This window comes from Mameliella sp. LZ-28 (assembly GCF_012274245.1).
Taxonomy (GTDB): Bacteria; Pseudomonadota; Alphaproteobacteria; order Rhodobacterales; family Rhodobacteraceae; genus Antarctobacter; species Antarctobacter albus.
In genome coordinates, this window is sequence record NZ_JAANYX010000033.1 from 204,381 (window position 1) to 229,076 (window position 24,696).

General features: G+C 64.3%; 23 protein-coding genes. 17 read left to right on the top strand and 6 right to left on the bottom strand.

Going from position 1 to position 24,696, the window contains the following annotated elements; genetic code table 11:
• The first annotated feature begins 111 nt into the window (after positions 1–111).
• Together G9Q80_RS18965 and G9Q80_RS18970 are read left to right on the top strand one after the other, a co-directional pair.
• Positions 112–606 (top strand): DUF2244 domain-containing protein, encoded by a 495-nt coding sequence (locus G9Q80_RS18965; RefSeq protein WP_088715857.1) that lies wholly within the window; start codon positions 112–114, stop codon positions 604–606.
• An 11-nt stretch (positions 607–617) separates the two neighbouring features.
• Positions 618–1,559, top strand: coding sequence for a hypothetical protein (locus G9Q80_RS18970; protein WP_069210179.1), 942 nt, complete (start codon positions 618–620; stop codon positions 1,557–1,559).
• A 79-nt stretch (positions 1,560–1,638) separates the two neighbouring features.
• Here G9Q80_RS18970 and G9Q80_RS18975 read toward each other — a convergent pair whose 3' ends face one another.
• Entirely contained in the window at positions 1,639–2,100 is a 462-nt protein-coding gene (locus G9Q80_RS18975; protein WP_043144328.1) for a GatB/YqeY domain-containing protein, read from the bottom strand.
• 181 nt (positions 2,101–2,281) lie between these two features.
• Here G9Q80_RS18975 and carA point away from each other — a divergent pair, with 181 nt between their 5' ends.
• Positions 2,282–3,433 (top strand): glutamine-hydrolyzing carbamoyl-phosphate synthase small subunit, encoded by a 1,152-nt coding sequence (gene carA / locus G9Q80_RS18980; protein ID WP_088715856.1) that lies wholly within the window; start codon positions 2,282–2,284, stop codon positions 3,431–3,433.
• Positions 3,434–3,569: 136 nt separating this feature from the next.
• Positions 3,570–5,456 (top strand): glycosyltransferase, encoded by a 1,887-nt coding sequence (locus G9Q80_RS18985; RefSeq protein ID WP_232788241.1) that lies wholly within the window; start codon positions 3,570–3,572, stop codon positions 5,454–5,456.
• An 8-nt stretch (positions 5,457–5,464) separates the two neighbouring features.
• On the opposite strand, the gene G9Q80_RS18990 is transcribed toward G9Q80_RS18985, so the two are convergent.
• Positions 5,465–6,115, bottom strand: a complete 651-nt coding sequence (locus G9Q80_RS18990; protein ID WP_043144324.1) for a GntR family transcriptional regulator — start codon at positions 6,113–6,115, stop codon at positions 5,465–5,467.
• A 101-nt stretch (positions 6,116–6,216) separates the two neighbouring features.
• On the opposite strand from G9Q80_RS18990, the gene G9Q80_RS18995 reads away from it, so the two are divergent.
• The 3 genes from G9Q80_RS18995 to G9Q80_RS19005 all read left to right on the top strand — a co-directional run bounded on the left by G9Q80_RS18995 (position 6,217) and on the right by G9Q80_RS19005 (position 8,478).
• A complete protein-coding gene (locus G9Q80_RS18995; RefSeq protein WP_088715855.1) occupies positions 6,217–6,861 on the top strand; it encodes a pyrimidine 5'-nucleotidase in 645 nt (214 codons plus the stop codon).
• Positions 6,862–6,985: 124 nt separating this feature from the next.
• On the top strand, positions 6,986–7,192 hold the full coding sequence (locus G9Q80_RS19000; protein WP_043144320.1) for a hypothetical protein: 207 nt from the start codon (positions 6,986–6,988) through the stop codon (positions 7,190–7,192).
• Between the two features lie 92 nt (positions 7,193–7,284).
• Positions 7,285–8,478 (top strand): UbiH/UbiF family hydroxylase, encoded by a 1,194-nt coding sequence (locus tag G9Q80_RS19005; protein WP_088715854.1) that lies wholly within the window; start codon positions 7,285–7,287, stop codon positions 8,476–8,478.
• Positions 8,479–8,631: 153 nt separating this feature from the next.
• On the opposite strand, the gene G9Q80_RS19010 is transcribed toward G9Q80_RS19005, so the two are convergent.
• The 4 genes from G9Q80_RS19010 to G9Q80_RS19025 form a co-directional block, all read right to left on the bottom strand.
• Positions 8,632–9,759 carry an aminotransferase class V-fold PLP-dependent enzyme gene (locus G9Q80_RS19010; RefSeq protein ID WP_074621395.1) on the bottom strand — a complete coding sequence of 376 codons (1,128 nt, stop codon included), beginning with the start codon at positions 9,757–9,759 and terminating at the stop codon, positions 8,632–8,634.
• Positions 9,760–9,895: 136 nt separating this feature from the next.
• Positions 9,896–10,237, bottom strand: a complete 342-nt coding sequence (locus G9Q80_RS19015) for a hypothetical protein (protein ID WP_088715853.1) — start codon at positions 10,235–10,237, stop codon at positions 9,896–9,898.
• 190 nt (positions 10,238–10,427) lie between these two features.
• Positions 10,428–10,886, bottom strand: a complete 459-nt coding sequence (locus tag G9Q80_RS19020; protein WP_088715852.1) for an Lrp/AsnC family transcriptional regulator — start codon at positions 10,884–10,886, stop codon at positions 10,428–10,430.
• The gene (locus tag G9Q80_RS19025; RefSeq protein WP_043144373.1) at positions 10,883–11,338 is read right to left on the bottom strand and encodes an Lrp/AsnC family transcriptional regulator; all 456 of its coding nucleotides are present in this window, start codon (positions 11,336–11,338) and stop codon (positions 10,883–10,885) included. Before G9Q80_RS19025 ends, G9Q80_RS19020 begins: the two co-directional genes overlap by 4 nt.
• Before the next feature lie 136 nt (positions 11,339–11,474).
• Between G9Q80_RS19025 and ilvC the strand changes: the two genes are divergently transcribed.
• The 10 genes from ilvC (at position 11,475) to G9Q80_RS19075 (ending at position 24,627) form a co-directional block, all read left to right on the top strand.
• Positions 11,475–12,497, top strand: a complete 1,023-nt coding sequence (gene ilvC, locus G9Q80_RS19030; protein ID WP_043144313.1) for a ketol-acid reductoisomerase — start codon at positions 11,475–11,477, stop codon at positions 12,495–12,497.
• A gap of 211 nt (positions 12,498–12,708) precedes the next feature.
• Positions 12,709–14,403, top strand: a complete 1,695-nt coding sequence (locus G9Q80_RS19035; protein WP_157903852.1) for a calcium-binding protein — start codon at positions 12,709–12,711, stop codon at positions 14,401–14,403.
• A gap of 109 nt (positions 14,404–14,512) precedes the next feature.
• Positions 14,513–15,913 (top strand): calcium-binding protein, encoded by a 1,401-nt coding sequence (locus G9Q80_RS28495; RefSeq protein ID WP_088715850.1) that lies wholly within the window; start codon positions 14,513–14,515, stop codon positions 15,911–15,913.
• Between the two features lie 133 nt (positions 15,914–16,046).
• The gene (locus tag G9Q80_RS19045) at positions 16,047–17,609 is read left to right on the top strand and encodes a calcium-binding protein (RefSeq protein WP_088670406.1); all 1,563 of its coding nucleotides are present in this window, start codon (positions 16,047–16,049) and stop codon (positions 17,607–17,609) included.
• A gap of 345 nt (positions 17,610–17,954) precedes the next feature.
• On the top strand, positions 17,955–18,191 hold the full coding sequence (locus G9Q80_RS19050; protein ID WP_088715849.1) for a hypothetical protein: 237 nt from the start codon (positions 17,955–17,957) through the stop codon (positions 18,189–18,191).
• Complete coding sequence (locus G9Q80_RS19055; RefSeq protein WP_088715848.1) at positions 18,188–18,481, top strand: hypothetical protein; 294 nt, start codon at positions 18,188–18,190, stop codon at positions 18,479–18,481. Before G9Q80_RS19050 ends, G9Q80_RS19055 begins: the two co-directional genes overlap by 4 nt.
• A gap of 12 nt (positions 18,482–18,493) precedes the next feature.
• Positions 18,494–19,051, top strand: a complete 558-nt coding sequence (locus tag G9Q80_RS19060) for a calcium-binding protein (protein WP_157903854.1) — start codon at positions 18,494–18,496, stop codon at positions 19,049–19,051.
• A 143-nt stretch (positions 19,052–19,194) separates the two neighbouring features.
• Positions 19,195–20,733 carry a calcium-binding protein gene (locus G9Q80_RS19065; protein ID WP_088715846.1) on the top strand — a complete coding sequence of 513 codons (1,539 nt, stop codon included), beginning with the start codon at positions 19,195–19,197 and terminating at the stop codon, positions 20,731–20,733.
• A 245-nt stretch (positions 20,734–20,978) separates the two neighbouring features.
• Positions 20,979–23,000 carry a calcium-binding protein gene (locus tag G9Q80_RS19070; protein ID WP_088715845.1) on the top strand — a complete coding sequence of 674 codons (2,022 nt, stop codon included), beginning with the start codon at positions 20,979–20,981 and terminating at the stop codon, positions 22,998–23,000.
• Positions 23,001–23,217: 217 nt separating this feature from the next.
• On the top strand, positions 23,218–24,627 hold the full coding sequence (locus G9Q80_RS19075) for a calcium-binding protein (protein ID WP_088715844.1): 1,410 nt from the start codon (positions 23,218–23,220) through the stop codon (positions 24,625–24,627).
• Positions 24,628–24,696: the final 69 nt, after the last annotated feature.

The window sequence follows — 24,696 nt, forward strand, 5'->3', positions numbered from 1 at the left end:
GACCTTAGCATTTCCCCGGGAACCCGGACTTTGACCCACAACAATTCTGCTGTATATCCAGCCTGATGAATTCAACCCGGGGTGAGACCGGGCCCATTTTCCGACGGATCCATGCCTTACCACTGGACAACGCCCCCCCGCGAAGCTTCACAGGTCCTGCAGCTCTGGCCGCATAATTCCCTGTCGGCCGAAGGCTTTGCCGCGATGATCCTGGGCTTTTTCCTCTTTGCCTCGGTGCCTCTCTACAGCGTGATCGGGACGGCGGTGCTATGGGGCCTCCTGCCCTTCATGCTGGCGGCAACGGGAGCGCTCTATTACGCGCTGCGCCGCAACCAGCGCGACCGCCGTATCCTGGAGGTGCTGACCGTCACGCCCGAGGTCACGCATCTGACCCGCACCAATCCCAAGGGCGACACCCAGGACTGGGAAAGCAACACCTACTGGGTCAAGGTCGCCTGCCACGAGGCCGGAGGGCCGGTGCCCTACTACGTCACGCTCAAGGGCAATGGCCGCGAGGTCGAGATCGGCGCCTTCCTGAGTGAGGACGAACGCCGTTCCCTGTTCAACGACCTGACCGACGCGGTGCGCCGCGCGGCCAATCCCTGAAGGGCAAGAGCATGGCGCAGGTCCCCGCTACCCCGAAATGGCACCGGGCCGCGATGCGGCTGTCGGTGGCCCTGAACCGCGAAGCCTGGATCGACCGGCTGACCCCGGCCCCCAGCGAGGCCGCCGCCCTGCGCCTGCGCGATGCGCTGGCCGCCCGCGTCCCGCCGCTGCGCAAGCGCGTGGTCTTCCTGATCCCGCTGGTGGGCCCGGACCATGTCGGCGACTGGGAGGCCGTGGCCGACAGGCTCTCGGCGACCTTGGACTGTTTCATCGCGCAGGATGATCCCAACTGGCAGGCGGTGATCTGCTGCCAGGAACGCCCGCCCCTGCCCGACGATCCGCGCATCACCTTCCTGCCTTTCTCGGCGCCGGAACCGGGAAATGACAAGTGGCTGAAGCTGGCCGCGCTGACCGCCCACCTGGACGAGATGGACCTGCCGCCGGCCTATGTCATGAGCTTCGACGCCGACGACCTGCTGCGCCAGGGCAGCGTGCGCGAGATGCTGCGCCGCCAGGCGCCGGGCGGCTACCTGGTGCAATCCGGCTTTGTCATGGACGATGCGACCGGGACTATCGCCCTGGCCGACCGCCCTTCGCTACGCCAGCCCCTGCGCAAGCCCTTCTGGAAGCTCTGCGGTTCCTGCGCGGCACTGGCCCATGACCCGGACCTGCAGCAAAGCACCGCCTTCCTGCAGGCGATGACACAGCACGAACACCGGATGTTCCCTTACCTTGCCGCGCTGGCCGGGCGCACGCTGGCACCACTGTCGCAACCGGCGGTCCTCTATGTCCTGAACCACGGAGAGAATTTCGGCGCGCGGCGCGGGCGGGTCAGCTTCAAGACGCGCTTCGTGGAACGCTTCCGCATCGACGACCCCTCGGAACTCGCGCTGATCGCCGATGGCTTCCCGGTGCCAGAGATCGGCGACGACACGGCCGAAGCAACCGCCTGACCGGGACGTGCCTGACCCGGACAAGAAAAAAGGCCGCCCCGAAAGGCGGCCCTTTTTGATTCCGTCGGACCGCCTTCGGTCAGGCCGACAGCCGGTCCTTTACCCGGGGGCCGACAGACCCGAAATCCATCTGGCCGGTGTATTTCGACTTGAGCACGCCCATGACACGGCCCATGTCGCGGATCGATTCCGCGCCGACCTCGGCCATTGCCGCGTCGATCGCCTTGGCGACCTCCTTGTCGTTCAATGCGCGCGGCAGGAACTCCTCGATCACCTCGATCTCGGCGGTTTCGCGTTCGGCCAGGTCCAGCCGGCCCGCCTCTTCATAGCTTTTGGCGCTTTCGCGGCGCTGCTTGACCATCTTGCCAAGGATGGCCAGCACCTCGGTGTCATCGACCCCGGTCTCGTTGCCTTCCCCGCGGACGGCGATGTCGCGATCCTTGATGGCGGCGTTGATCAGGCGCAGCGTCGACAGGCGATCCTGCGCCTTGTCCTTCATCGCCTGCTTGACCGCCGCGTTCACCTTTGCACGCAGTTCCATGACCTTATCCCCTCACGGTTCATGAATTTGTGACACTACTTCAGGACGCCCCCTGTTGCAAGCGCAGCATTTTTGCGCCAACCATCTGATAATCAATGACTTTTGTTTTCCATCAAGCACTTGACCAGCGCCCCGGGCGGCCTTAGGTTCCGGCCAATTTGCCGCCACCCGGAGATCTGCCATGCCTGCTGCCCACGCACGCCCGACCGCCTGCCTTGCCCTTGCCGACGGGACGCTTTTCTATGGCACCGGCTTCGGCGCCACCGGCCAGACCACGGCAGAGCTGTGCTTCAACACCGCGATGTCCGGCTACCAGGAAATCATGACCGATCCGTCCTACGCGGGCCAGATCGTCACCTTCACCTTTCCACATATCGGCAACGTCGGCGTGAACCCCGACGATGACGAGACCGGTGACCCGGTGGCGGCGGGCATGGTCGTGAAATGGATGCCGACGCAAAGCTCGAACTGGCGCGCGGCGCAGGAACTGGGCGACTGGCTGGCGGCACGCGGACGCATCGCCATCGGCGGCATCGACACCCGCCGCCTGACCCGCGCCATCCGTCAGCAAGGCGCGCCGCATGTGGCGCTGGCCCACGATCCCGACGGCAACTTCGACACCGAGGCGCTGGTTGCCGCGGCGCGCGGTTTCCCGGGGCTTGAAGGGCTGGACCTGGCGCTGGATGTGACCTGCGCACAAAGCTATCGCTGGGACGAGATGCGTTGGGCCTGGCCCGAAGGCTACCAGCGGCAGGACCAGGCACGGCACAAGGTCGTCGCCGTGGATTACGGCGCCAAGCGCAATATCCTGCGCTGCCTTGCCTCGGCCGGTTGCGAGGTCACGGTCCTGCCCGCCACCGCCACCTTCGACGACGTCATGGCGCATGAGCCGGACGGCGTTTTCCTGTCGAACGGCCCCGGCGACCCTGCGGCCACCGGCGCCTACGCGGTGCCGATGATCCAGCGGCTGCTGTCCGACACCAATTTGCCGGTCTTCGGCATCTGCCTCGGGCACCAGATGCTGGCCCTCGCGGTGGGCGCCAAGACGATCAAGATGAACCACGGCCACCACGGCGCGAACCATCCCGTCAAGGACATGGATACGGGCAAGGTCGAGATCACATCGATGAACCACGGCTTTGCCGTCGACAGCCAGACCTTGCCGCAAGGGGTGCTGGAAACGCATATCTCGCTGTTCGACGGGTCCAACTGTGGCATCCGCCTGGCCGATCGCCCGGTGTTCAGCGTGCAGCATCACCCCGAGGCAAGCCCCGGCCCGCAGGACAGTTTCTACCTGTTCGAGCGCTTCGCCGCCTCGATGGACGCAGCCTGAGCACCGGCTTTTCGGAAAAAAACGCGGTCTGTTAATCGTTTGGCGGCAGTTTGCCGCCAAACTGCCTTTTTTGGTTAAGCATTCGTTTACCAAAGGCGTGTGAAGGTTCCGGTAACCGAGTTTACCGGGACGCGGCATGTCAGAGCACCGCCTGCATCTGGCCGAGGCCAAGCTGGCCCAGGCAAAGGCCCGACGAGGCCAGCCCATCAGCCATATCCTGATGGAGGAGGGTCGCGTCGCACCGACCGAGATGTTGGGCGCGATGGCCGAGGCCAGCCGCATCGGCCAATCGGTGCCCCAAGTCGTCGTGGCAGAGGCCATCGCCTCTCGCGAGGAGGTGCTGGAGGCGCAGGCGCAGCATTTCGGCGCCCTGGTCCTGCGCCGCCGCGACAGCCCGCCCGACCCCGCCGTCATCGACCGGCTGCCGCCGGAGTTCTGCCTGGAGCACGGGGTCCTGCCCTGGATGCGCGTGGGCGACACTCTGCTGCTGGCCACCTCCCGACCGGATGATTTCCCCGACCTGCTGCCGCTCTTGCCGCCCGACATCGGCCCCGTCGTCATGGCGCTGGCGTTGGAGGCCGACATTCACGCCGAGATCTCGGCCCGTGCCGGCGCCCGGCTGGCAGAGGCTGCCGAGACATGGGTCCCCGACGAGGACAGCTGCCGCGACCTGAACCGGATGACCCCGCGCACGCGGATGCTGGCGATTGGCGCGGGCCTCCTCTGCCTGGTGTTGCTGCTGTTGGCGCCGCGCCTGCTGTTCGGGGCCGCGCTGCTTCTGGCGCTGGGATCCCTGGTGCTGGCGCAACTGATGAAGCTGGCGGCCCTCGCCGCCCTGCCCCGGCGCGCTCCGCCGGTCCATGCCACCTTGCCCGCCGACCCGCCGCTGGTCTCGATCCTGGTGCCGCTCTTTCGCGAAGAGGACATTGCCCAGACGCTGGTCAAACGCCTGTCGCGGCTCTCCTACCCCAAGGCCCTGCTGGATGTCGTTCTGGTGCTGGAAGCAGAGGATCAGCTGACCCGCGAAACCCTGTCCCGCACCCGTCTGCCGCCCTGGATGCGCACGATCACCGTGCCGCCGGGCCGGATCACGACCAAGCCCCGGGCGCTGAACTATGCCTACCGGTTCACGCGCGGCCAGATCGTCGGCATCTACGATGCCGAAGACGCGCCCGCGCCCGACCAGATCACCCGCGTCGTGGGCCATTTCTACCGCGCCCCGCCCGATGTCGGCTGCCTGCAGGGCATCCTCGACTACTACAATCCGCGCGCCAACTGGCTGTCGCGCTGTTTCACCATCGAATACGCCAGCTGGTTCCGCATCCTGCTACCCGGCCTGTCCCGGTTGGGTTTTGTCGTGCCACTGGGCGGAACGACGGTGTTCTTTCGCCGCGCGGTTCTGGAAAAGGTCTGCGGCTGGGACGCGCATAACGTGACCGAGGACGCCGACCTTGGCGTGCGCCTTGCGCGGCACGGGTTTCGGACCGAACTGATTTCCAGCGTCACCCGCGAGGAGGCCAATAACCGCTTCTGGCCCTGGATCAAGCAGCGGTCTCGCTGGCTCAAGGGCTACGGGATCACCTGGTGGGTCCATACCCGCAACCCGCGCAGGCTATGGCGCGATCTCGGGCCGAAACGCTTTGTCGGGGTGCAGTTGCTTTTCCTGACGACACTGGTGCAATTCGCGCTTGCACCGGTTCTGTGGTCCTTCTGGCTGATCCTGATGGGGCTGCCGCACCCGCTGGACCCACACCTCTCGCGCCCCCTGATCCTGGGTCTGACGACGCTCTTCCTCAGCGCCGAGGCGGTGTCGATCTTGATCGGCCTTGCCGCGCTGGCCCGTAGCCCGCACCGCGCGCTCTTTGCCTGGGTGCCGACGCTCTTCGCCTATTTCCCGCTGGGAACACTGGCGATCTACAAGGCGCTTTGGGAAACCCTGCGCAATCCCTTCTACTGGGACAAGACCCAGCATGGCCGCTCGGCCCCGGACCGCCCCGGATCGGACCTGCCGCCCGAGGGCTGAGGCCGAGGTCATACCGTCATGTGCTCGGCATTGTCCTGTTTCAGGCGGGTGATGAACGCGGTCGAGATATGGTCGCGCAGCGCACGGTAGGCCGCATCCTCGTCCCGCTTGGAAACCGCATCGACAATGGCCTGGTGTTCGCCCAGCGCGATCTCGCCCCGCCCCTTCGCTGCCAGCGAGGTTGTCGCCATCAGCGCCATCGACCGATAGACAAGGTCCAGTTGCTGCACCAGGTAGCGATTGTGCGAAGCCAGGTGGATCATCCGGTGGAACCGCCGGTTGGCGCGCGCCATCGCCGCCGGGTCGTTCAGCAGCGCGCGATCCTCCTCGATCATGTCGCGCAGCACCCGCACCTCTTCCTCGGTGGCGTGCCTTGCCGCCAGCCGCGCGGCCAGCCCCTCCAGCTCGGAACGTACCGCGTAAAGTTCGGCCATCTGGTTGTGATCCAGCGAGGCCACGATCAGCGACCGCCCGTCGCGCGCCAAGAGCGACTGGGTTTCCAGCCGTTGCAACGCTTCGCGGATCGGCGTGCGCGACACGCCGAAACGCTCTGCCAACTCGCTTTCCACCAGGCGGTCTCCCGGCTTGTAGATACCTGAATCGATGGCTTCGAGTATCATCGTATAGGCATCTTTCTGTGCCGGCTTGACCTCGCTCATAGAACCCTCCCTGCGTCCACCGCGCCACGATAGCGCCAGCAGCATGGCAGGTTCAAGCTGCGCGGATTGCCGCGCGACCGAGCAAAAGGTAGGCATTCGACATGACCAAGGACAGATTTGCCCATGTGCGGGCCTGGGTCTTCGACCTGGACAACACGCTCTACTCTCCTGCCGTGCGCCTTTTCGACCAGATCGAGGCGCGCATGAACAGCTATGTCATGCGCGTGACCGGCGCCGCCCGGGACGAGGCCGCCCAGCTGCGCCGCGACTACTGGGCGCGCTACGGGACCACCCTGGCCGGGCTGATGACCCATCACGAGGTCGACCCCGAGGACTACCTGGTGGACGTGCACGACATCTCTTTCGACGCGCTGACGCCCGATCCGCACCTTGCCGAGCTGATCGCCACCCTGCCCGGCCGCCGCATTGTCTACACGAACGGCAGCGCCCCCTATGCCGCCCAGGTGCTCAAGGCGCGCGGGCTGGAGGCCGCCTTTGACGCGATCTATGGCGTCGAAGACGCAGGATACACGCCCAAGCCCCGGCCCGAGGCATTCGAGCGCATCTTTGCCCGCGACGGGCTGGACCCGGCAGTAGCGGCGATGTTCGAGGACGACCCGCGCAACCTGGCCGCCCCGCACGCGATGGGCATGCGTACGGTTCATGTCGCGCCCGAGGCGGCCCCGGCGGACCACATCCACCACCACACAGATGACCTTGTGGCGTTCCTGCGCGGGTTGAAATAGCGCGCCGCCACGGCGGGCCGGGAATTGATCCACAAAAGCTTCATGTGGCATGCGACATTAAGCACCTGTTCGGCAGGCACCGAAGTGTTATCTCCACCATTGGAATAGATCAGGAGATATGAATATGTCGAGTGCCGAAACCGCCGCCGCCCAGGACATGCCCCGCAAGGCGATCTCGCCGGAACAGGTGGCTTACCTGATCGCCGCCTTGCTGGTGGGCGCCGGCGCCGCGATGACCGCGCTTTTCGGCCTTCCCGGGCTTGCGATGACGGCCCTGGCCCTCGTTCCGGTGGTCTACGTCGTGCTGATCCTCATCTCCGTCGGCAAGTAACCCCGCGACCGCAAACCGCGCCCCGCGCGACACCGATCCCGATACACATTCCCCCGCACCCGCCCTAGGGTCCCGGCAAAGGAGTCGTGAAGATGGATTACGATATCGTCATTTCGGGCGGCGGCATCGCGGGTCTGACCGCGGCTGCGGGCTTTGCCTCGGCCGGGTTCTCGACGCTCTGCGTCGACCCCACCCCGCCGGTGACAGAGCGCGAGGCCGAAGGTGCGGACCTGCGCACCACGGCCTTCCTGCAACCGGCCCAGGCCTTTCTCGACGAAATCGGCCTCTGGTCCCGGCTGGCGGATCACGCCATGCCGTTGCAGGTCATGCGGATCGTCGATGCGGGCGGCCCGGTGGCCGAGCCGCGCGTGACCCGCGATTTCGACGCCGCCGACCTTTCGGACCGCCCCTTTGGCTGGAACCTGCCCAACTGGCTGCTGCGACGGGAAATGGCGGCCCGCCTGGGCGAACTGGCCAAGGTCGATTTCAGACCCGGCACCGGCACGACCGCGCTCTTCACCCGCGAGGGTGAGGCCCGCGTGACGCTTTCGGACGGCAGCAAGGTGCGCTGCCGGATGGTGGTGGCGGCGGACGGACGCGCATCGCCCATGCGCCAGGCGGCGGGCATCGGCGTCAAGACAACGCGGTTCGGGCAAAAGGCGCTGGCCTTCGCGGTCACGCATCCGATCCCGCATTGCAACGTCTCGACGGAAATCCACCGCACCGGCGGCCCCTTCACCCTGGTTCCCCTGCCCGACCTCGATGGCCGCCCCTGTTCCGCCGTGGTCTGGATGGAGGACGGCCCAAAGGCGCAGCGCCTCTTCGATCTGGACCCCGCGACTTTCCGGGCGGAAATGTCGGAACGGTCGTGCTTTCTCTTCGGTCCGCTGGAACTGGCCTCGCGTCGCACGATCTGGCCGATCATCGCGCAAGAGGCGGAACGCCTATCGTCCCAACGCCTCGCACTGGTGGCCGAGGCGGCGCATGTGGTGCCCCCCATCGGCGCACAGGGCCTGAACATGAGCCTCAAGGATCTCGCCGCCCTGCGCGACCTGGCACAGGCCCGCCCCGAGGGTCTGGGCGATGCGCAGATGCTGTCCGCCTACCACCGCTCCCGCATCACGGATATCCGCGCCCGCGTTGCCGGGATCACCGCGCTGAACCGCATTTCTCAGCTCTCGGCGCAGCCGCTGCGCGACATCCGCGCCAAGGGGCTGGACGCGCTCTATGGACTCAAGCCGGTGCGGACCTCGCTCATGCAGATGGGACTGGGCGCGCGCGGATAGGGGGACAGGGGGCGCTGCCCCCTCTGGGCCCAAGGCCCATTCACCCCCGAGGGTATTTCGAAAACCAAAGAAGACTGGCGCGCGGCCTTTGTTTCTTTGGGCCCAAAATACCTCCGGGGGAGTCGCCAGGGGCGACGGGGGCAGAGCCCCCTCCTACAGGACCTCGTCCACCACCTTGCGCAACCGCGCCACCGTGGCCTCGACATCGTACAGCTTGTCCAGCCCGAACAGACCGATGCGGAAGGTGGAGAACTCCGGCGGCTCGTCGCATTGCAACGGCACACCCGCCGCGATCTGCATGCCGTGGGCCGCAAAAGCCTTGCCCGTCTTGATATCCGGATCAGCGGTATAGCAGACCACCACGCCCGGTGCGCCGTAGCCATCTGCAGCGACGGATGTCACGCCCTTTTCGGCGAACATCGCCCGTACCGCGTCCCCAAGCGCCCATTGTGCAGCCTTCAGCTTGTCGAACCCATAGGTGCGGGTTTCGGCCATCGTGTCGCGGAAGGACCGCAACCCGTCTGTCGGCATGGTGGCGTGGTAGGCATGGCCGCCGTTCTCGTAGGCCTGCATGATCTGGTACCATTTCTTCAGGTCGACGGCGAAACTGTCCGAGGTGGTTTCCTCCAGCCGCGCAAGCGCGCGGTCCGACATCATCACCAACCCCGCGCAGGGGGTCGAGGACCAGCCCTTTTGCGGCGCAGAGATCAGCACGTCGACCCCGGTGGTGCGCATGTCGACCCAGGCGCAGCCCGAGGCGATGCAGTCGAGCACCATCAGCGCCCCCACATCATGCGCGGCCTTGGCCAGCCGGGTGACATAGTCATCCGGCAGGATCACCCCGGCCGAGGTTTCGACATGCGGAGCAAAGACGACATCGGGGCGCGTCTCGGCGATCTTGGCCTCGACCTCTTCGATCGGCGCGGGGGCAAAAGGCGCATCGGGCGCGTTGCCCGTGCGGCGTGCCTTCATCACCGTGGTCTCGCCTGCGAAAGCACCGGCCTCGAAAATCTGCGACCAGCGGTAGGAAAACCAGCCGTTGCGCACCACCAGCACGTCAGCGCCGCGCCCGAACTGGCGGGCCACCGCCTCCATCCCGTAGGTGCCGCCACCGGGCACCACGGCCACGCCATCGGCGGCATAGACTTCTTTCAGCATGGCCGAGATGTCGCGCATCACCTCCTGGAAAGCGGCGGACATGTGGTTGAGCGAGCGGTCGGTGAAGACGACCGAGAATTCTTCCATCCCGTCGGGATCGACTGTGTCTAGCAAGGCAGCCATAGGGTCCTCCATGTTTGCCCAAAGCTCTATCCCGCCCGGCGCGCGGCGAAAAGACCAACCAATGGGGCAGATACGAAAAACGGCGGCGCAAGGCATGCGCCGCCGTTCCCAAAGTCTCGGGCCGTGACCCGCAGGATCAGTTGCTGACCAGCTCCGTGCGGGGCGTATGGCCGGCCACCACCACGACATCGCCGGTGCGGATGAACTTGAAGGTCGCGTCCGGCGCGTCCGGCAGGCCGAAGGTGACGTTGTCACCGTCCTGCAGCAGCATGACCAGGCGGGCGGGCTCGGCGGTTTCATCGGTGACATAGGTCGCGACCAGCTCAAAGCCGGCCTCTGCCTCGGTCCAGTAGAGGCTCATATCGATGCCGGCCTCGTGCAGGGTGGCACCCTCGGCGGCCTTGTCCAGGGTGACGGTGCCGGCCAGCGCGGCGGAAGAGGTCAAGGCGATGGCGGCGGCGGTCAGGATCGTTTTCATGATAGTCCCCATGATGTCTGCGGTTGCGCGGCGGGTCCGCCGATTGCAGGCCCGTTCAATTCTGCACCGCAGCATAAAAGACGACATCCGGAAAAAACCACGCACAATATCGCATAGCCGTCATGAGAAATCCGGCCAAGTATCTGTATGCAAAGGAATACTATGCAAACATCGGCAAGACAAGACCTGTTTAGCCCAGCGGCCCGGGCCGCCGTTCCTCGCTCAGCAGCACGTTGGCGTCGAGGTTTCCCACCCCGGGCAGCGTCATGATGCGGCGGCGCAGCACGCGCTCGAAATCCGACAGGTCGCGCGCCACCACCCGCAGGCGGTAGTCATAAGCGCCCAGGACATGTTCCACCGTCTGAACCTCGGGGATGGCGCTGACCGCCCGTTCGAAATCCTCGAGGCTGACCCGCCCCTTGGTCGCCAGCTTGACCCCAAGGAAAACCGTCACGCCGAAGCCCAGTGCCGCGCTGTCCACATCCAACCGGGTGGCACGGAACACGCCCGCCTCGCGCAGGCGCTTGATCCGGCGCCAGCAGGCGGGCTGCGACAGGCCCAGATCGCGCCCCAGTGCCCCGGCCGAGGCAGTGGCATCCTGCGCCAGCGCGCGGATCAGCGCGCGGTCGGTCTCATCCAGAGCGATCACAGCGGCAGCGCCTCGCGGTCCTTGACCCGGGCCACATGCATCAGCGCCTCGATGTCGGCGATATGCGGCAGGGTCAGCAGGCGCTCGCGATACAGTTGCTGGTAATGCGCCATGTCCCGCGCGATCACCGACAGGCGCACGTCCACCTGCCCCAGGAAGGTCTGGATCTCCAGCACCTCGGGCACCTCCCGCGCGGCGGCGATGAACTCGTCGAAGGCGCGCGGCTGGGTCTTGTCCAGCGTCACCCGAAGGCTGACCTCCACCTCGTAGCCCAGCGCCCGCCAGTCGATCACCCCGCGCAGCCCGTGCAACACGCCGCGCGCCCGCAGCCGCTCCAGCCGCCGTGCCAGGGTCGAGGCCGTGACCCCTGCCCGTTCGGCCAGAGCCCCACCGGCCATGTCCGGCTCTGCCATCATGTGGCGCAGAATGCGCCTGTCCGTATCATCAAGCATGATTTTCGCAACATCTCCCAATCATGCGAATGCCTATGCTTCTTCTTGGCGAAAATACCCGAAAAACGCAAACACTCTCGCGCCGCCGGGCGTAGAGTGCGCGTCAGAACAACAAGACCAAGGAAGGAGCGCCGACATGCGCGTTTACTATGATCGCGATTGCGATGTGAACCTGATCAAGGACAAGAAAGTCGCCATCCTGGGCTACGGCTCCCAGGGCCACGCCCACGCGCTGAACCTGCGCGACTCGGGCGCCAAGAACGTCTGCGTGGCGCTGCGCGAAGGCTCGCCCTCGCGTGCCAAGGCCGAAGGCGAAGGCCTGCAGGTCATGGGCATCTCCGAGGCGGCCGCCTGGTGTGACGTGATCATGTTCACCATGCCCGACGAGCTTCAGGCAGAGACCTACAAGAAATACGTCCACGACCACCTGAAGGAAGGCTCCGCCATCGCCTTTGCCCACGGTCTGAACGTGCACTTCGGCCTGATCGAGCCCAAGCCCGGCGTCGACGTCATCATGATGGCGCCCAAGGGCCCCGGCCACACCGTGCGCGGCGAATACACCAAGGGCGGCGGCGTGCCCTGCCTTGTGGCGGTTCACAACGACGCCTCGGGCAAGGCGCTGGAAATCGGCCTGTCCTATTGCTCTGCCATCGGCGGCGGCCGGTCGGGCATCATCGAAACCAACTTCCGCGAAGAGTGCGAAACCGACCTCTTCGGCGAACAGGCGGTTCTCTGCGGTGGCCTCGTGGAACTAATCCGCATGGGCTTCGAAACCCTGGTCGAGGCCGGCTACGAGCCGGAAATGGCCTATTTCGAGTGCCTGCACGAGGTGAAGCTGATCGTGGACCTGATCTACGAAGGCGGCATCGCCAACATGAACTACTCGATCTCGAACACCGCCGAATACGGTGAATACGTCTCCGGCCCGCGCATCCTGCCCTACGATGAGACAAAGGCACGGATGAAGGCGGTCCTGACCGACATCCAGACCGGCAAGTTCGTGCGTGATTTCATGCTGGAAAACGCCGTCGGCCAGCCGTCGTTCAAGGCGACCCGCCGCATCAATGACGAACACCAGATCGAAGAAACGGGCGAAAAGCTGCGCGCCATGATGCCCTGGATCTCGGCCGGCAAGATGGTCGACAAGTCCAAGAACTAAGGCCCTCGCCGGACTCTTCCGGTTTCGGAACAGCGCTGGAACGCCCCCATCGCGGGGCGTTCCTTTTCGTTTGAACAACCGAAAAAGATCGCCCCCAGGCAACGCACACCGATGACGCACATCATTTCTTGATCCGGAACGCCCAATCATGAAGGTTAATCAAATGTAAATTTTACGCCGACGGCAAATGTCGGCCAATATTGGAGCGACCATGTCCGTCAACATCATTGGCAGCAGCACGTCCACAGTGACCCTTTCCGGGTCTGCCCTCAGCCTCCTTCCCGAAGGCAACACCGTCTTCCCCAGTTCCGGCAATGGCGTCGTTTTAACCAACACCACTTTTGCGGATGTGGTCATCCGGGGCGCCGTGACAGGCGCGACCGGGATCTCTGCCCCCGACGTCATCAGCGGGCGCGTGACCATTGTCGTCGGTGAAACCGGCACCGTCGACGCCGACAATGGCATCGTCAGCGCCCGGTTCGCCACGGTCATCGACATCCAGGGGGCGGTGACAGGAGTCTTCTCGAACGGTGTGGTGATCGACACCCCCGCAACAGGGTCGTCCATATTCCCCTCCGTGATCTCGGTCTCGGGGTCTGTCTTTGGCAACAACAACGGACTCCAAATCGATCAGGCCCGAACTGTGGTCCACAATTCGGGGCGCATCGTGGGAAGCACGGGCATTCAGATCAACGAGCCGGACACCCACATCACCAACAGCGGCGAAATCATCGGAAACAGCCGCTTCTCCGGCCCGGGTGACTTTGGGCGGGCGATCGAAGGCAGCGCCGCGCTCGACATCAGAAACTCCGGTCTTCTCAGCGGCACCGCCGTGGACGTCGTCCTGTCGACCTCGTCCACGGCCACCGACCGCTTGCTGAACACGGGTCTTGTCGATGGCAGCGTGAACCTGGCGGGCGGCAGCGACGTGGTCATCAACACCGGTCAGATCCTTGGCAACGTTACGCTCGGCGATGGAAGCGACGGCTATCACGGGTTCGGTTCCGGGATAACCACGGCTCTTGTCGCGGGTGGAAATGGCAACGACACGCTGGCCGGCGGCGACCTGGCCGACGACCTCGATGGCGGCCCCGACGACGACAAGCTGGTGGGCCGGGGCGGCGACGACACCTTGACCGGCGGCGGCGGCGCGGACCTGATTTTTGGCGGGGCGGGCAGCGACAGCGTGATTGCCGGCACCGAGAACGACACCGTGCGCGGCGGCGCCGGTGACGACACGGTCTTTGGCGGCTCGGGCGATGACGACATCTTTGCCAACGCGGGTGACGACGACCTGATCGGCGAGGCCGGCAACGATTTCATTCAGGGCGGCGCGGGCAACGACTATATCGAAGGCGGCGCCGACAACGATACGCTGAACGGCAACGCGGACGGTGACAGCATCTATGGCGATGGCGGCAACGATGTGCTGATCGGCCAGGATGGCAGCGACGAACTTTACGGCGGCGACGACAACGACACGATGGACGGCGGCGCGGGCGACGACATCCTGGAAGGCGAAGGCGGCGATGACATCCTGCGTGGCCGGGCCGGCGAGGACGAGCTTGCGGGTGGGCTGGGCCGGGACTTCCTGTCCGGCGGTCAGGACGCGGACCAGTTCGTGTTCCGCGCGCTTGCGGAAACCGCCGTGGGTGCCAATCGCGACCAGATCCTCGACTTCGAACAGGGCCTGGACAGCATCGTGGTCGCAGGCCTTTCGCCGGGTGTCTTCGAGTTTCGCGGCACGGCCGCTTTTGCGCCGTCCGGGAACCCGGAACTGCGGCTGGTCGAAACGGCGACCGGCTCGACCATCGTGCAGATCGACGCGAACGGCGACGGCACGGCGGACGCGGAAATTCGCGTTGCCAATGTCACCGGGCTGACAGCGGATGATTTCGTGCTCTGACAACCAAGTCGAACCGGAGCCGCGCGCGCCCGCAAGCTTGTCTCGGCTCCCTCCGCTCTCTGAAACGTAATTTTGCGCCCAATGGCGCTTTGGACAAAGGGATAGACCAATGGCAGATTTTGTTATCACCAGCTACAACACGACCGCGCGCAGCATTATTGGCGGCGAAGACGGCTATATCACCAAGGACGGCGAGCTGGTGGTCAGCGGCAGCGATGTCATCACCGGTTCGGGCTCAGGCACAAGCTACATGGGCGTCAACGGCAGTGTCGTGGCAAGGGGCGGCGGTGGCTTTGAGGCAATCCAGGTTACGACGGAGGCATTCGTCATTCAGGTCGGGCCTAACGGTTATATTGCCACGTCGTCGGGCGAAACCATCGACTATCGTGGCACATTCGGATTTTGGCTGATCAATCACGGTACGATCGAATCTTACGGCAATGGCGTGATCGGCTTCGCAACCGATCCAGCAATCATAATAGAAATCGTGAACCACGGCACCATTGCGGCGCGGCTGGACGGCCTGGATCTGGTGAGCGGCACGTTACAAACCAAGATCTTCAACACCGGCTTGATCGCCAGTGCGACCGACACAGGCATCAGAAGCAACGTCGCGGAAACCGGTGGCACTTTGTTGCAGAACTCGGGCACGATCACCGGCGAGGCGGGATCCTACAGGGGCGGCGATGGAGCAGATATCATTTTCAACTCGGGGCTGATGGACGGTGACATCGACCTCGACGACGGCAACGACCAATACGATGGATCCCTGGGCAGGGTGCGGGGCACAGTCGATGCGGGCACCGGCAATGACACGGTGAAGGGCGGCGAAGCTGTCGATCACCTGCAAGGCGGAAGCGACGACGATACGGTGTTGGGCCGCGGCGGTGACGACCTGCTCGAAGGCGGGTTCGGCAATGATTTCATCCTCGGCGGCGCGGGAAATGACGAGATCTCGGGCGGTCAGGACAATGACACGCTGAACGGCAACAGCGGCGACGACACGATGCTGGGCAATGACGGCAACGATATCCTGGTCGGACAGGACGGGTCCGACAATCTCGATGGCGGCGACGGCCTGGACACGATCGACGGCGGCAATGGCGACGACGTGCTGGAGGGCGGCGACGGCAACGACATCCTGCGCGGCCGCGCCGGAGAGGACGAACTCGCGGGCGGTCTTGGCCGCGACTTTCTCACCGGCGGACAGGATGCTGACCAGTTCGTGTTCCGTGCCCTTGCCGAAACCGTCGTCGGCGCCAACCGCGACCAGATCCTGGACTTTGAACAGGGGGTGGACAGCATCGTGGTGGCCGGCCTTTCGCCGGGCGTCTTCGAGTTCCGCGGCACAGGCGCCTTTGCCCCCTCCGGCAACCCCGAACTGCGCCTTGTCGAGACCGCCACGGGGTCGACCATCGTGCAGTTCGATGCGAACGGCGACGGAGCCGCGGATGCGGAAATCCGGGTGGCGGGCGTCACCGGACTGACGGCGGATGATTTCGTGCTCTAGGCTAGAACCGGCCCTTGCGGCACAAAAACATTGACGGATGGTTAATCCGCGGCGAGACTCCGCGCCGGAGCAACATTTGTGTTCCGGAGATTTTTTCGATCCCTTTCGACCTTTTTTTCAGGAGACTTCAAATATGGCAGATTTCGGACTTGGCGCGTTTTCGACTATTGCGCGCACCCTCGACGGCAGCCAATCCGGCTTTCTCGACCGCGACGGAACTCTCTACGTTGACGGCGACGCCGCCGTCACCGCCACAACCGGCACAAACTGGCTGAGCAACCACGGCTTTATCTATGCTTGGGGGGCCGGGCATCAGGCGGTCGATGCAAACGGCTCGGTCTTTGAACTGCTCAATGGGGTCGATGGGGTCATTGACGCCGAAAACCCGTCGGACGGCACCGTGGACATCGACGTCACGATCTCGGCGAATGTGGTCAACCACGGCACCATCCATTCGATGAACGACGACGCCATCAACTTTCAGGACAGCGATGGCGCCGCCCGGTTCAACCTGGTCAATACCGGCAGGATCACCAGCAACGACGCCGACGCCGTGGATGTCGATACCGGCAACACCTACATGTACCTGAGCAATTCCGGGTTCATTTCGGGTGAGACCAACGGCCTTGTCCTCACTGCCGACATCGGCAATACATCGACCCAGGTGCTCAACAACACCGGCATCATCGAAGGCCTGGAGGGTACCGCGATCAGCTTCTCCTTCGGCACTGACAGCAATTTCCATCTCAGCAACTCCGGCACGATCAGCGGCTGGAACGGTGCCCTCAGAACGTCTCGGGACACCGATGTCCGGATCCTGAACTCCGGCCTGCTCGAGGCGCGTGGCTTCGGCGGAGCGATCGACCTGGACGGCGGCGATGACGTGATCATCAACACCGGCACGATCCAGGGCGATATCTACCTGCGGTTTGGCGCCGACTACCTCGACAACAACGGCGGCGTGATCAACGGCGCCGTTGATGCCGGCGCCGGCAACGACACGCTGGCTGGCAGCGACAACTCGGATGATTTCTCCGGCGGCACCGATGACGACACCATCGTCGGCCGTGGCGGCGACGATCTGCTGAAAGGGGACGACGGGAACGACTTCATCCTCGGCGGTGCCGGCAACGACGACATCGAGGGCGGCATCGACAATGATACCGTCAACGGCAACGCAGGCGACGACACCATCCTGGGCGATGACGGCAACGACCTGCTGGTCGGCCAGGACGGCAGCGATTTCCTCGACGGCGGTGCCGGGCTCGACACGATGGACGGCGGCAACGGCGACGACGTGCTGGAAGGCGGCGCCGACAACGACATCCTGCGCGGGCGCGCGGGCGAGGATGAACTGGCGGGCGGCCTGGGTCGGGACTTCCTGACCGGCGGCCAGGATGCGGATGTCTTTGTCTTCCGCAGCGCGGCAGAGACGGTCGTGGGCGCCAACCGCGACCAGATCCTCGACTTCGAACAGGGCGTGGACCTGATCACCGTCGCGGGCCTGTCGCCGGGTGTGTTCGAGTTCGTGGGCACCAATGCCTTTGCCCCCTCCGGCAACCCAGAACTGCGCCTGTTCGAGACGGCCACCGGGTCGACCATCGTGCAGCTGGATGCCAATGGCGACGGCACCCCGGACGCCGAGATCCGCGTGGCCAATGTCACCGGCCTGACGGCGGACGACTTCGTGCTCTGACGCTTGCCGCAGAGGGGTAGCCCCCTGCCCACAGGAACCCAAAGGCCCGGAGGCACACTCCGGGCCTTTGTCATGTTACCAGAAATTCACTCTGCCCGCCCGAGGCGCATGACCCGCGCGGACGCCCGCCCATCGTGCAATCCGGTGACATGTCCGCCCGGCCTGCTCGACATATCGCTGGGAAGGCGGGCGCGGCCGTAATAGGTGAAATGGTTAACAATGGGCCTGAACCCCGGAGTTCATATTGCCCAAAGGGAAAACTGAATAGCACTTATCTTCCGAACGAGCTCGCAAGCGACTGGCGATACGATCAGCAATGGCGACGATTACATCCTGGCCCAAGGCGTGATCGTCTCCGACCAGGATTCCGACGCGCTCCGGATCGACACGACCGGCAGCAACACCGTTCAGATTGTCGGAAGCCTCTTCCCCGCGGTTTTCGCCGAAGGACTCAAGATCGACGCCAATGCGGTCACCGTCAACATTCTGACCACGGGAACGGTTGCCGGGGGGGCTACGGCATCGAGATCATCGGAGCGGAAACAGCTGTCGACAGCGTCGTTACGAACGCCGGGTCGGTGACCGGGGACTACGGGTTCATCGTCTTCGCCGATGGAACCGGCGTGTCCAACAGCGGCACCAACACCGGGCAGATCGACGGCAGCCTCGCGCTGAATGCCGGCAACGACGTCGTGGTCAACGGCGGCGCCATTGTCGGTGATGTCGATCTTGGTAGCGAGAACGACTTTTTCCGCGCCACTGGAGACGGCGTCGTCACTGGCCGGGTCATCGGCGAGACTGGCGACGACACGCTGATCGGCGCCAATGGCGACGACGTTTTCGCGGGCTTCGACCTGCTGGCGGGCCACTGAGGGGACGACACGCTGTTCGGAGGCGTCAATGACGACACGATCTTTGGCGGTTCGGGCGACGACAGCATCGACGGCGGGACCCAGAATGACACGGTCAACGGCGGCTCGGGCAATGACACGATCCTGGGCGGCACCGGAGACGACCTGTTGGTCGGCCAGGACGGCGCGGACCGGCTGGAAGGCGGCGACGGCAACGACATCCTGCGCGGTCGCGCCGGAGAGGATGAGCTGGCCGGCGGCCTTGGCCGGGACTTTCTCACCGGGGGCCAGGGCGCGGATTTCTGTGTTTTCCGGTCGCTGGCGGCAACGGTCGTGGGGGCCAACCGCGACCAAATCCTGGATTTCGAACAGGGCGTGGTCCTGACCTCTGTCGCGGGCCTCAGCCCCGCTGTCTTCGAGTTCCGCGGCACGGCGGCCTTCGCGCCGTCCGGAAACCCGGAACTGCGGCTGCTGGAAACGGCCACGGGGTCGACGATCGTGCAGCTGGACAATGACGGCGACGGACTTGCGGATGCCGAGATCCGCGTGGCCAATGTCACCGGGCTGACGGCGGACGACTTCGTGCTTTGAACCTGATCCTTGTCGGGAAAGGCAGTTCAAGCGATCCTTGCAAGCACTTGCCGCCTTTGACAGCGGCGCACCTCAATACTGGCTAGGCCGACGGGCGCCTCCGTGTAGAGAGCCCGCGGCCGCATTTAGGGAGCACACCTCTTATGGCGACCAATTACGTGATATTTTCTACTGATACCGTGCAATCCTCGGCGTTTCGTACATCCCTGGCGACCGATCAGGACCACATCCTTGTGCGCGAGGGCGTCGAGTTGATCGTCGACACCTTGGTGTCCGCGTTTAGCACCAGCGGCTCTTCGACCGCCGCCACCGAGCTGACTTTCAGCAACCACGGCACGATTTTGTCCGGCGCCACTGGGGTGAACAGCTTTTTCGGCCAGGGTACCTTCAGCGTCTACAACGGCGCGACAGGCGTCATTGGCAGCTACCTGAACCACGGCGATGGCATCTCCACGCGGACAGATTTTAGCCTGATCCGGAACCAGGGCGAAATCTATGGTCGGCGCGGGATTACCCTGTCCTATTCCGAAGGCTCAACCGTCGAAAACTCTGGAACGATCACCGGCTCGGGCACCGGGGAAAATGACGCCGCAATCTCGCATTATTCGGCAAACGGCATTTCGACCGATCCAGCACACCGCATCAACAACTCGGGCACGCTCTTCGGGGCCACGCGCTCCGAGGCGAACGGGGGCGGGCAATGGGCGATCGATTTCTATTCCTATGGATCCTTCGACTCCTTTGCCCGCGCGCATGTGGTCAATACCGGCGCCATCTTCGGCAACATTTCCCTTGGGCAATATGATGACACCATCGGCAATGGCGGCGATATCATTGGCGACGTGGTATTGGGCGATGGGAATGACAGGATCGCCAACAGCGGATTGATCGGCGGCGAGATCACGCTGGGCGATGGCGCGGATGTCTACTTCGGGATCGGCACCGGCGTCACCTCCGGCCTTGTTCTGGGCGGCGTCGGCAACGACTCGATTGTCGGTGGCGACAATGCCGATCTCTTTCGGGGCGGCGATGACGCCGATCTGCTGGTGGGTCGCGCCGGCAATGACACGATGTACGGAGAGGCGGGCAACGATACGTTGATCGCCGGAGATGGTGACGATTATCTCGAAGGCGGTACCGGCGATGATGTCGTCAACGGCAATGCGGGCTCGGACCACATCTATGGCAATGACGGCAACGACGCGCTCGTCGGTCAGGATGGCAGCGACTTCCTCGATGGCGGCGACGACAACGACACGATGGATGGCGGCAACGGGGACGACACGCTTGAAGGCGGTGACGGCAACGACATCCTGCGCGGTCGCGCCGGCGAGGACGAGCTGGCCGGCGGCCTTGGCCGGGACTTTCTCACCGGAGGCCAGGGCGCGGATTTCTTTGTTTTCCGGTCGCTGGCGGAAACGGTCGTGGGGGCCAACCGCGACCAGATCCTGGATTTCGAACAGGGCGTCGACCTGATCTCTGTCGCGGGCCTCAGCCCCGGTGTCTTCGAATTCCGCGGCACGGCGGCCTTTGCCCCCTCGGGCAACCCGGAACTGCGGCTGCTGGAAACGGCCACGGGGTCGACGATCGTGCAGCTGGACAATGACGGCGACGGACTTGCGGATGCCGAGATCCGGGTGGCCAACGTGACCGGCCTGACGGCGGACGACTTCGTGCTCTGACCTTGCACAGGCCATGAAACCGCCTTCCGGTTCAACGAACTTGTCAGATTTGACTCCGTGCCGGTCAATCACGGGCTTGGCCAACCGAGGCTTGCTTTCGGTGTCTGTCACAAAAAAATCTGCCAGCCAAAGACCCCGATATGTTTGGCTGGTAAGAGTGATAGCGCTTCCCGTTTTCCAAGTATGCCGCATTTCGATCAAGAAGAGCGCCCTTGCTTCGTAATTAAAAACGAGAGGACAAAACGATGGCTATTCTTACGATAACCGTGGACGACGTCGCGGCGGGCGACCGCATCCTGCCTGCCAGCTTTGACACGGTCATTATTTCAGATGGCGTGATTGTCGGTGCAACCGGCACCGGCGGCGACGGGATTTACGGCTTTGGCGTGGTGGACGTCACAATGATCGTGAACGGGGTTTTGTCCGGCGAGAGCACCGGCGCCAAGTTGGGCGCCGGCTCTTCTATCGCCATCGGGGCCAACGGCACGGTCAGCGGCTATCACGCAGCCATATACTCGAACGGCGACGGAGCATCCATCAACAACCTTGGCACAGTCGTCAGCCAGGGCGTTGTCTATGCTTCGGCGATCTACCTCAATGCCACCGCCACCGACAATATCGTCTCCAATGGCGGGTCGATTACCTCGGCCACCAACGGAGTCCGGATCGAGGGCACAGGCGCGACGATCACGAACTCCGGTATCCTGAGCGGTGTCGACAGCGGCATCCTTTCCATTGTGGAGGCTGATATCGACAATTCCGGCTCGATCATGTCGAGCCAGGGATCGGCGCTTGATTTCAGCGGTGCCAATGGCGACGTCGTGTTGGTCAACTCTGGCCTGATCAGCTCCGAACTGACGGTCGTCGCCATCACCGGCGGCGGAAATTCCATCGTGAATGCCGGTATGATGACGTCCGACGCGGGAGGTGGCATCGCGCTGAGCGACCCGACTTCAGGTACCATCGGCGACAACTTCGACCCCAGCCAGATAACCAATACCCCGACCGGCGTGATCAACGCCGAGGGCATCGGCATCTCGACCGAGGCCCCCTCCTCGACCGTGATCAACGATGGTCAGATCATCAGCCGAACCGACCAAGGCGTCGCCATGTCCGGCGCCTATACCACCGTGTTGAACAACGGCGTGATCTCCGCCTTCGAGGAGGGCGTTGTCGTTGACGGCTTCTCAATGAAAGTCATCAACAACGGCGAGATTTCCTCCACCCGCGCCGTCGGCGTGACCCTGAACACCACTGGCGGGTTCGGAGCGCCCACATCCGCCACCCTGATCAACAACGGCACGATCACCTCTGGCGAAACGCCGGCGCCGCCCCTGGGGTCCTCGAACATCTTCCCCGCCGTGCAGGGCGCCTTGAATGTCAATGCCATCGACATCATCGTCAACCGCGGTGTGATCTCGGGAAATGTCGATCTGGACGACGGTGGCGACCGGATAAGCAATTCGGGAGAAATCATCGGTGACGTCAACCTTGAAGCGGGCAACGACCTCTACCGGGGGATCGACCAGGGGGCGGTCAGTGGCGATGTCCTGGGCGGAACAGGCAACGACACCCTGCTCGGCAGTGACGGCAACGACAGCCTCAATGGCGGGGACGATTCCGATCTTGTCGTCGGTCACTCGGGCAACGACACCTTGCTCGGCGAGGCCGGGAACGACACGCTCTTTGGCGGCGCGGGCGATGACAGCCTCGACGGTTCGGCCGACAATGACGTTCTCAACAGCGGCGCGGGCAATGACACGGTGTACGGCGGCACCGGGAATGACGCCCTCGTCGGTCAGGGCGGCTCGGATTTCCTCAACGGCGGCGACGGCCTGGACACCATCGACGGCGGCAATGGCGACGACGTGCTGGAAGGCGGTGCAGACAACGACATCCTGCGCGGCCGCGCCGGAGAGGACGAGCTGGCGGGCGGGCTTGGCCGCGACTTCCTGACCGGCGGCCAGGATGCGGACCAGTTCGTGTTCCGCGCCCTGGCCGAAACCGTCGTCGGCGCCAACCGTGACCAGATCCTGGACTTTGAACAGGGGGTGGACAGCATCGTGGTGGCGGGGCTGTCACCGGGCGTCTTCGAGTTCCGCGGCACGGCGGCCTTTGCCCCCTCGGGCAACCCCGAATTGCGCCTGCTCGAGACCTCGACAGGTTCCACCATCGTGCAATTCGATGCCGACGGAAACGGCAGCGTGGACGCAGAGATCCGCGTGGCGGGGGTGACCGGCCTGACGGCGGACGACTTCGTGCTCTGACACTTCCGCTTCGGAATACGCCTTAATCGACGCCGGGCTTTTTGCTATGATGATCGGCACCGCATTGCGGTGCCCGTTACCCGTGGCGCAATCGTTTTGAACCTTTTCCTGCGCCGCCACCGCGTCTTGCCTTGTCTTGCGCGCGACACCGCAATCCCGTTCCGAGTGACCCCGTTTCCAGCACCTGACCGCATTTCATCAAAAGGAGCCTCTTTTTATGGCCAACTTCACGATCACCTCGTACGACACCGTCGCCCGGGACCTTAACGGCGGCGAAACAGGTATCCTGACGGATGCGGATGCCCAGCTGCGTGTCGCCTTCGGCGATGCCGTCGATTCCACGGCTGGCAGCAACCTCCTTTACGTCAACGGCACGATCCTGGCCTTCAACAGCTCCACGGCCAATGCCGTCCACCATACAGGCGTCAACCTGGAGGTCTTTGTCGGGGCAACCGGCCACCTCGCGTCTCTGCAGGATGACACTTTCAACATCCAGGGCACCGGCAACTTCCTTCTCATGAATGCCGGCACTATTCTCGCGGCCGAAGACGCCCTGGATGTGCGCACAGCCGACGGCTCCTCCTCCAATCGTCTCATCAACAGCGGTACCATCATGGCCGAGTCCGATGCCGTTCTCTTCGAAGGCGGATCGGGCACCCAATACATCTCGAACTCTGGCACGATCCAGGGCGGCGACCGGGGAATCTGGGCGAATTTCACCAATTCCTCCTCGACCGGGTCGAGCGTCCTGAACAACTCCGGGATCGTCTCGGGCCGGCTGGATTCCTACAACGCCGGGTCCGGCGCCGGGCGTGATTATATCTACAATACCGGTGTCATGGACGGCGACATCCGGACCGGCGACAACGACGACATCTACGAAGGCCCCGGCCTGTTGCGCGGCACCTTTTTGGGCGGCGATGGCAACGACACGGCCGCGGGCGGGGACTCGACCGATGTTTTCCAGGGCAACAACGACGACGATCTGCTTGTCGGGCGCGGCGGCGACGACAGCCTCTCCGGCGGCAACGGGCTCGACACGATCCTCGGCGGCGAAGGCAACGACTACGTGAGCGGCGGAAACGACAACGACACGCTCAACGGCAACGCCGGCGACGACACAATCCTCGGCGGGTCAGGCAACGACATCCTGGTTGGTCAGGACGGGAGCGACCTGTTGGAAGGCGGCTCTGAAAACGATACGATCGACGGCGGCAATGGCGACGACGTGCTCGAAGGCGGCGACGGCAACGACATCCTGCGCGGTCGCGCCGGAGAGGACGAGCTGGCGGGCGGTCTTGGCCGCGACTTCCTGACCGGCGGACAGGATGCGGACCAGTTCGTGTTCCGCGCCCTGGCCGAATCCGTCGTCGGCGCCAACCGTGACCAGATCCTGGACTTTGAACAGGGGGTGGACAGCATCGTGGTGGCGGGGCTGTCACCGGGCGTCTTCGAGTTCCGCGGCACGGCGGCCTTTGCCCCCTCCGGCAACCCCGAATTGCGCCTGCTCGAGACCTCGACAGGTTCCACCATCGTGCAATTCGATGCCGACGGAAACGGCAGCGTGGACGCAGAGATCCGCGTGGCGGGGGTGACCGGCCTGACGGCGGACGACTTCGTATTGTGATCCTCCCCCTGTCCGTCTGGAGGCAGAAAAGCCCCGACAGTCAAGGCGACAGGTCTTGACTGTTTCGGC